The sequence below is a fragment of the Mycobacterium sp. TH-M103 genome (assembly GCF_057473785.1).
The window spans coordinates 1-5,610 of record NZ_JBYCLG010000223.1; the positions used below are offsets into that span (position 1 = coordinate 1).

A 5,610-nucleotide genomic window follows, 5' to 3' on the forward strand; every position below is an offset into this window, starting at 1 on the left:
CGGCACGTTCCTGGTGATGTTCGCGATCATCAACGTGTCCTACTTCGCCTACGGGGCATGGTTCGCCGTGATCAAGATCAGCCACGCGGCGACCTCCGTGGCCTGCCCGTGGCCCTACCCGGAAGCCAAAGTGTATGACCCACAGGGCTTTTACGAAAAGGCGGGCGCCCAGGGGCCCTACTCGGTGGGCATCTGGTCGACCTGGGCGAGTGGGGAGCCGAACGGACGGCCCCATGTCGAAGCGCCGCCGCCCGGTCATGGGCCCTGCGCGACTTCTTCGTCACCGAGCGCGAATGGCTGAGGCGCGCGCGGTCGTCATCACCGGCGCGTCCCGCGGCCTGGGATTCGCCTCGGCGGCGCGGCTCTATCGCGAGGGCTGGCGCGTGGTGGCGGCCATGCGGAACCCGGCCACCGGGATGCCGCTGCTGCGCGCGGCAGCCGACGCCCTGCCCGACGACGACCGGCTGATCGGCGTGCACCTCGACCTGCTGGACACCGCGTCGGTGGCCGCCGCGGCCAAGGCGATCGAGGAAGCCGTCGGTGCGCCGTACGCCATCGTGCACAACGCGGGCATCTCTGCGGCCGGGATGGTCGAGGAGACCGATATCCGGTTGTGGCAGAACATGTTCGCCACCAGCGTCCTGGGTCCGGTCGAACTCACCAAGGCATTGCTCCCGGGCATGCGGGCAGCGGGTGAGGGCCGCATCGTGCTGGTGTCCAGCGCGGCCGGGGTCCGCGGTCAGCCCGCCACCGCGCCGTACTCGGCGGCCAAGGGAGCGGTGGAGCGGTGGGGTGAATCGATGGCCTGCGAGATCGCGCCGTTCGGTCTCGGTGTCACCGTTTTGGTGGCCGGCACCTACGACACCGACATCATCACCGACGCGGGCACCACCGACAACCGCGACTTCAGTGGCCCGTATGCCCGGCTGCACAACACCATGAACACCCGTGGGAGGGCCGCGATGAAATTGGCGCGGCCACCCGAACGGTTCGCCGACGGCCTGCTCCGGGCGCTGGACGACCGGGGCCCGTTCCGCCGCCGCGGCGTCGGCCCCGATGCCTCGATGCTGCTGGCGGCCAGCAGAATTCTGCCCGTGTCGGGCATGCACCACATGTCCCGGGTCGTGCTGGGCATACCGCGGCAGGGTTCGATGCGGGACGGCGCCTGGCCGCTGACCGCGGCGCAGCGGGCGATGGTGTTCGCCGCGCGGATTCTGCCGCAGCCGGTCCTGCAGCGCTTGGCGGCCCGCAAAAGCGAAGTGAAGGAGCGTTGATGGAACAGCTTTTCGACGACCTGGAGGACTTCGGCGCCTTCGACGCCGCGGTCTCCGGGGACGTGCGCGACCCCTACACGGAGTTGGCCCGGCTGCGCCGCGAGGAGCCGATCCAGCGTCTGGACGTCTCCGGGATGCCGCACGAGGAGTCCAAGCCGGTCTTCATCGTCTACCGCCACGAGGAAGCCCAGCAGATGCTGCGCGACAACGAGACGTTCTCGTCGGCGGGCGTGATCGCGGCGTTCGGCCCGGTGTTGGGGGAACGCGTGATGCTCGGCATGGACGAACCGCTGCACGGCCGGCTGCGGTCGTTGGTGTCGAAGGCGTTCTCGCAGAAGGCGTTGGCGCGGTGGGAAGACGAGTTGGTGGGGCGCGTCGGCAACAGCCTGATCGACAAGTTCGCGGGCAACGGCAGGGCCGACCTGGTCAAGGAGTTCACCTTCGACTACCCCAGCCAGATCATCGCGGGCCTGCTGGGCCTGCCGGAACAGGACTATCCGCAGTTCCAGCGGTGGTCCATCTCCCTGCTGAGTTGGATCCTGAATCCGGAACGGGGTCTTGCCGCGTCGGCCGCCCTCTGCGACTACTTCGCGCCGATCCTGCAGGCGCGCCGCGCCGATCCGCGGGGCGATCTCATCAGCGGGCTGGCCCAGGCCGAGATCGACGGAGAGAAACTCGAGGACGAGGAGATCTACTCGTTCTTGCGCCTGCTGCTGCCCGCGGGGGTGGAGACGACCTACCGGTCGCTGGGTAGCTTGTTGTTCGCCCTGCTGTGCGACCCCGCGCAGTTGGACGCCGTCCGTGCCGACCGGTCGCTGCTGCCGCAGGCCATCGAAGAAGGCGTGCGGTGGGAACCACCCCTGCTGACCATCACCCGGGTCGCCACCCGTGACACCGAACTCGGCGGGGTGGCGATACCGGCGGGCTCGACGGTGATGCCGATGCTGGGGGCCGCCAACCGGCAGGAGGACCGCTACCCCGACCCGGACACGTTCGACATTTTCCGGCCCGCGCGCTCGCACCTCGGCTGGGGCCACGGCGTGCACGTCTGCCTGGGGATGCACCTGGCGCGGCTCGAGATGCGCACCGCCGTCAACCTTCTGCTCGACCGGCTGCCGAACCTTCGGCTGGACCCCGACGGCGACGACCCGCACATCCGCGGGCAGGTCTTCCGGTCGCCGACGTCGCTGCCGGTGCTGTTCGATCCTCGATAGCCGACCTGACAGCGGTTGAAACTTGCCAATCGGATAGTTTCCGGTAAGGCTCTCCGTAGCCCCTCAACGACTCAGAAGAGAGTGACAGATATGACCGAGGCTGTAAAGGTCCGTTTCGAGCCCAAGATGATGATCGACGGCAAGCTCGTCGAGGGCCGGGCCGGCACCTTCACCAACATCAACCCGGCTACCGAAGAGGTGCTCGGCGAGGTCGCCGACGCGTCGAAGGAGGACATGCACCGGGCTATCGACGCCGCCCGGCGTGCCTTCGACGAGACGGACTGGTCGACCAACCGCGAGCTGCGCAAGCGTTGCCTGGTACAGCTGCACGAAGCGATCGACGCGGAGCGGGAAGAGCTGCGCGAGGAGCTCATCCTCGAGGTCGGTGCCCCGCGTGCCATCACTTACGGACCCCAGCTCGACGCCCCGCTGGCCGAGGGGCTGCTGTATCCCGCCAAGCTGATCGACGAGTACCCCTGGGAGACCGACCTGGGCGACCGGGTCATCAGCCTCACCGGCACGAACACCACCGTCAAGGTCTGGCGGGAACCGGTGGGTGTGGTCGGCGCGATCGTCCCGTGGAACTTCCCGTTCGAAGTCGCTATCAACAAGCTCGGCCAGGCGTTGGCCACCGGTAACACCGTCGTTCTCAAGCCGGCGCCGGACACCCCGTTCAACGCCACCCGACTGGGTCGGCTCATCGCCGAGAAGACCGACATCCCACCGGGTGTGGTCAACGTGGTCACCGCGTCGGACCACCTGGTGGGCGAGGAGCTCACGCTGTCGCCGAAAGTCGACCTGATCTCGTTCACCGGCTCGACCGCGGTCGGCAAGCGGATCATGGAAAAGGGTGCGGCGACGCTGAAGCGGCTGTTCCTGGAACTCGGCGGCAAGTCGGCCACCATCGTGCTGGAAGACGCCGACTTCGGCTCGGCGTGCGCGATCGGCATCTCGCCGTGCATGCACGCCGGACAGGGCTGCGCCATCCCCACCAGGATGCTGCTGCCGCGGTCTCGCTACGACGAGGGCGTGGCAATTCTCAAGAGCATCTATGAGAACGTCATACCGGGCGATCCGCAGGACCCCAATACCCTTACCGGCCCGCTGATCTCGGACAAGCAGCGTCAGCGCGTGCTCGGTTACATCAACAAGGGCGTGGAAGAGGGCGCCACGCTGCTGGTTGGCGGGCCCGACGCACCCACCGGCTTCGACAAGGGATTCTTCGTCCGGCCAACGCTTTTCGTCGACGTCGACAACTCCATGACGATCGCGCAGGAGGAGATCTTCGGTCCGGTGCTGGCCGTCATTCCGTTCGACGACGAGGAGGACGCCATCCGGATCGCCAACGACAGCGCCTACGGGCTGGCCGGCAACGTGATGTCGGGGTCCCTCGAGCGGTCGTTGGCGGTGGCCCGCCGATTGCGGGCCGGCGTCATCGGCGTCAACGGTGGCGCCTGCTACGGCGCGGACACGCCATTCGGCGGATACAAGGCCAGCGGGGTGGGCCGCCAGAACGGTGTGGCCGGGTTCGACCAGTACACCGAGGTCAAGTCCGTGGGGTATCCGGCCGGGTAGCGACCCGCACACGCCGAGATTGCCGTGCGGGCAGTGGTTTCGGCATCGACCACGACCACGGCGGCAATCTCGGTGCGTGTCGGGAAGCGGCGTGCGAGACGTGGCGGTGGCCGGTCAGCTGACGCCGTCGACGCTCGCGGAGAACGAGTTGACCGACTGCCCACGCTGCCGTTCCACGGCTCGAAGCCGGCTTGGATACTGGTCAGATAAACCGTTGCTGCCCTCCTGCGCCCGTCGTTCGTGCTGTTGCCCAAGATGGAGCTTGTACGAACCAGTCGTGAAACTGCGCCACTTGGGCGCTCGAAGTTGAGACTCCTGCCCGACCGCGCCGGGCAAGGTCGCCACGCTCGTGGACACTTCGTCGGCGGCCGCCACCAAAACCTTCGTTGGCGGGGCCCGCGACCCGGCGCCCCGCGGTCCTTCGCCGCATGTCTCTCCAGGAGATCCCCGGCTGAAGTGGCCCACTTGAGGCGCGATGACGAACGTCCTGAAGCGCGCGACTTTGGTCCCTGTTGCGGAACTCCGGTAAATGGTCGGATATTCATGACGGCGCCGCCGCTTTTCGCCGGCGTCTGCGGTGCAGAACCGGCGAACATCGCGACCGGAATGTCGGAGGAGTCAGTGATGCGCAACAAGAATGGGGTTTCACCAGTCAAGCGACTCGGACGCGGATCGTGCGTCCGACGGGTGGCCCTAGCGGTCGCGCGGGGCGCCGCCGGCGCGCTGACCGCCGTGGCCGGGCTGGGCTTGCTTACCTACGCCGGTGCGCAGCCGGCGGCCGCCACTCACTTCAACCCCGACGAGCAACGGATCGTCGAGGAACTGCCCTTCGGATTCTCGGGAGCTTCCTGCGAAACCGCCGCCAACCCGCCTGCCGGCGCGCTGGCCAGTTTGGAGTGCGGCCAGGACGCCGGACTCGACAGCCCGTTGGGCGGGCACTTCACGTCGTTCGCCGATCCGGGATCATTGGACCGTGCCTTCCACGACGATCTGGCCAACCGCGGGGCGGACTACATGCCGTCGCCGTGCCCCGGTCTGGACGCGTCCCCGACGGTGTGGCACTACATCGCGACGCCGGGGGAGACCGCGGGTCAGATCTTTTGCGGCACGCTCAACAACGCCCCGGATATCGAATGGACACGCGATCGGCAACTTCTGCTCCTCAATGTCCACGATGGCCCCGAACTGAACAAGCTGTTCCAGTGGTGGGACAGGTACGGGAACGAGCCCAGGGAGCTGTTTCCGTTCACCCGTTGAGTACACACTCCTGAAGTGGCGCGGTCTGCTGTGGCACGATCCCGAAAGGCGCGCTGAGCCAACGGGTCCCAGGGACGGCGCGTCGGGTCAGCCGGTGGTGTGGACGATCAGCACGTCGATCTTCGCCTTGGTGGCGATTCCTCCGGGGATGGAGAAGACCCGGCCGATGAGTGCGGATCGCGCGTCCAGCCCGACATTGCCGACCACGAGCAGATCGGCGTCGACTTCCTCGGCCAGGTCCACCAGCGCATGAACCGGGGCATCCTGGATCGGCCTTTCCTCGATGTCCG

Annotated in this window: 7 protein-coding genes; 5 read left to right on the forward strand and 2 right to left on the reverse strand. The window is 67.6% G+C overall.

Annotated features, from left to right (window positions below; translation table 11 throughout):
• From AC2VOR_RS12980 to AC2VOR_RS12995, 4 genes are all read left to right on the forward strand, one after another.
• The coding region (locus AC2VOR_RS12980) for a spirocyclase AveC family protein (protein WP_486963909.1) at positions 1-301 on the forward strand (301 nt) is incomplete at its 5' end.
• The gene (locus AC2VOR_RS12985; protein ID WP_486963910.1) at positions 294-1,274 is read left to right on the forward strand and encodes an SDR family NAD(P)-dependent oxidoreductase; all 981 of its coding nucleotides are present in this window, start codon (positions 294-296) and stop codon (positions 1,272-1,274) included. The genes AC2VOR_RS12980 and AC2VOR_RS12985, both read left to right, overlap by 8 nt.
• On the forward strand, positions 1,274-2,488 hold the full coding sequence (locus tag AC2VOR_RS12990) for a cytochrome P450 (protein WP_369737412.1): 1,215 nt from the start codon (positions 1,274-1,276) through the stop codon (positions 2,486-2,488). The genes AC2VOR_RS12985 and AC2VOR_RS12990 overlap by 1 nt, the downstream gene beginning before the upstream one ends.
• Before the next feature lie 90 nt (positions 2,489-2,578).
• Positions 2,579-4,063 (forward strand): aldehyde dehydrogenase family protein, encoded by a 1,485-nt coding sequence (locus tag AC2VOR_RS12995; RefSeq protein ID WP_369737413.1) that lies wholly within the window; start codon positions 2,579-2,581, stop codon positions 4,061-4,063.
• A gap of 114 nt (positions 4,064-4,177) precedes the next feature.
• Here the strand turns inward: AC2VOR_RS12995 and AC2VOR_RS13000 are convergent, their stop codons facing one another.
• Positions 4,178-4,528 carry a PE family protein gene (locus tag AC2VOR_RS13000; RefSeq protein WP_369737414.1) on the reverse strand — a complete coding sequence of 117 codons (351 nt, stop codon included), beginning with the start codon at positions 4,526-4,528 and terminating at the stop codon, positions 4,178-4,180.
• A gap of 222 nt (positions 4,529-4,750) precedes the next feature.
• On the opposite strand from AC2VOR_RS13000, the gene AC2VOR_RS13005 reads away from it, so the two are divergent.
• A complete protein-coding gene (locus tag AC2VOR_RS13005; protein WP_486963911.1) occupies positions 4,751-5,320 on the forward strand; it encodes a hypothetical protein in 570 nt (189 codons plus the stop codon).
• A gap of 87 nt (positions 5,321-5,407) precedes the next feature.
• Here the strand turns inward: AC2VOR_RS13005 and AC2VOR_RS13010 are convergent.
• Positions 5,408-5,610: universal stress protein (locus tag AC2VOR_RS13010; RefSeq protein ID WP_486963912.1), on the reverse strand; the 203-nt coding region annotated here is incomplete at its 5' end.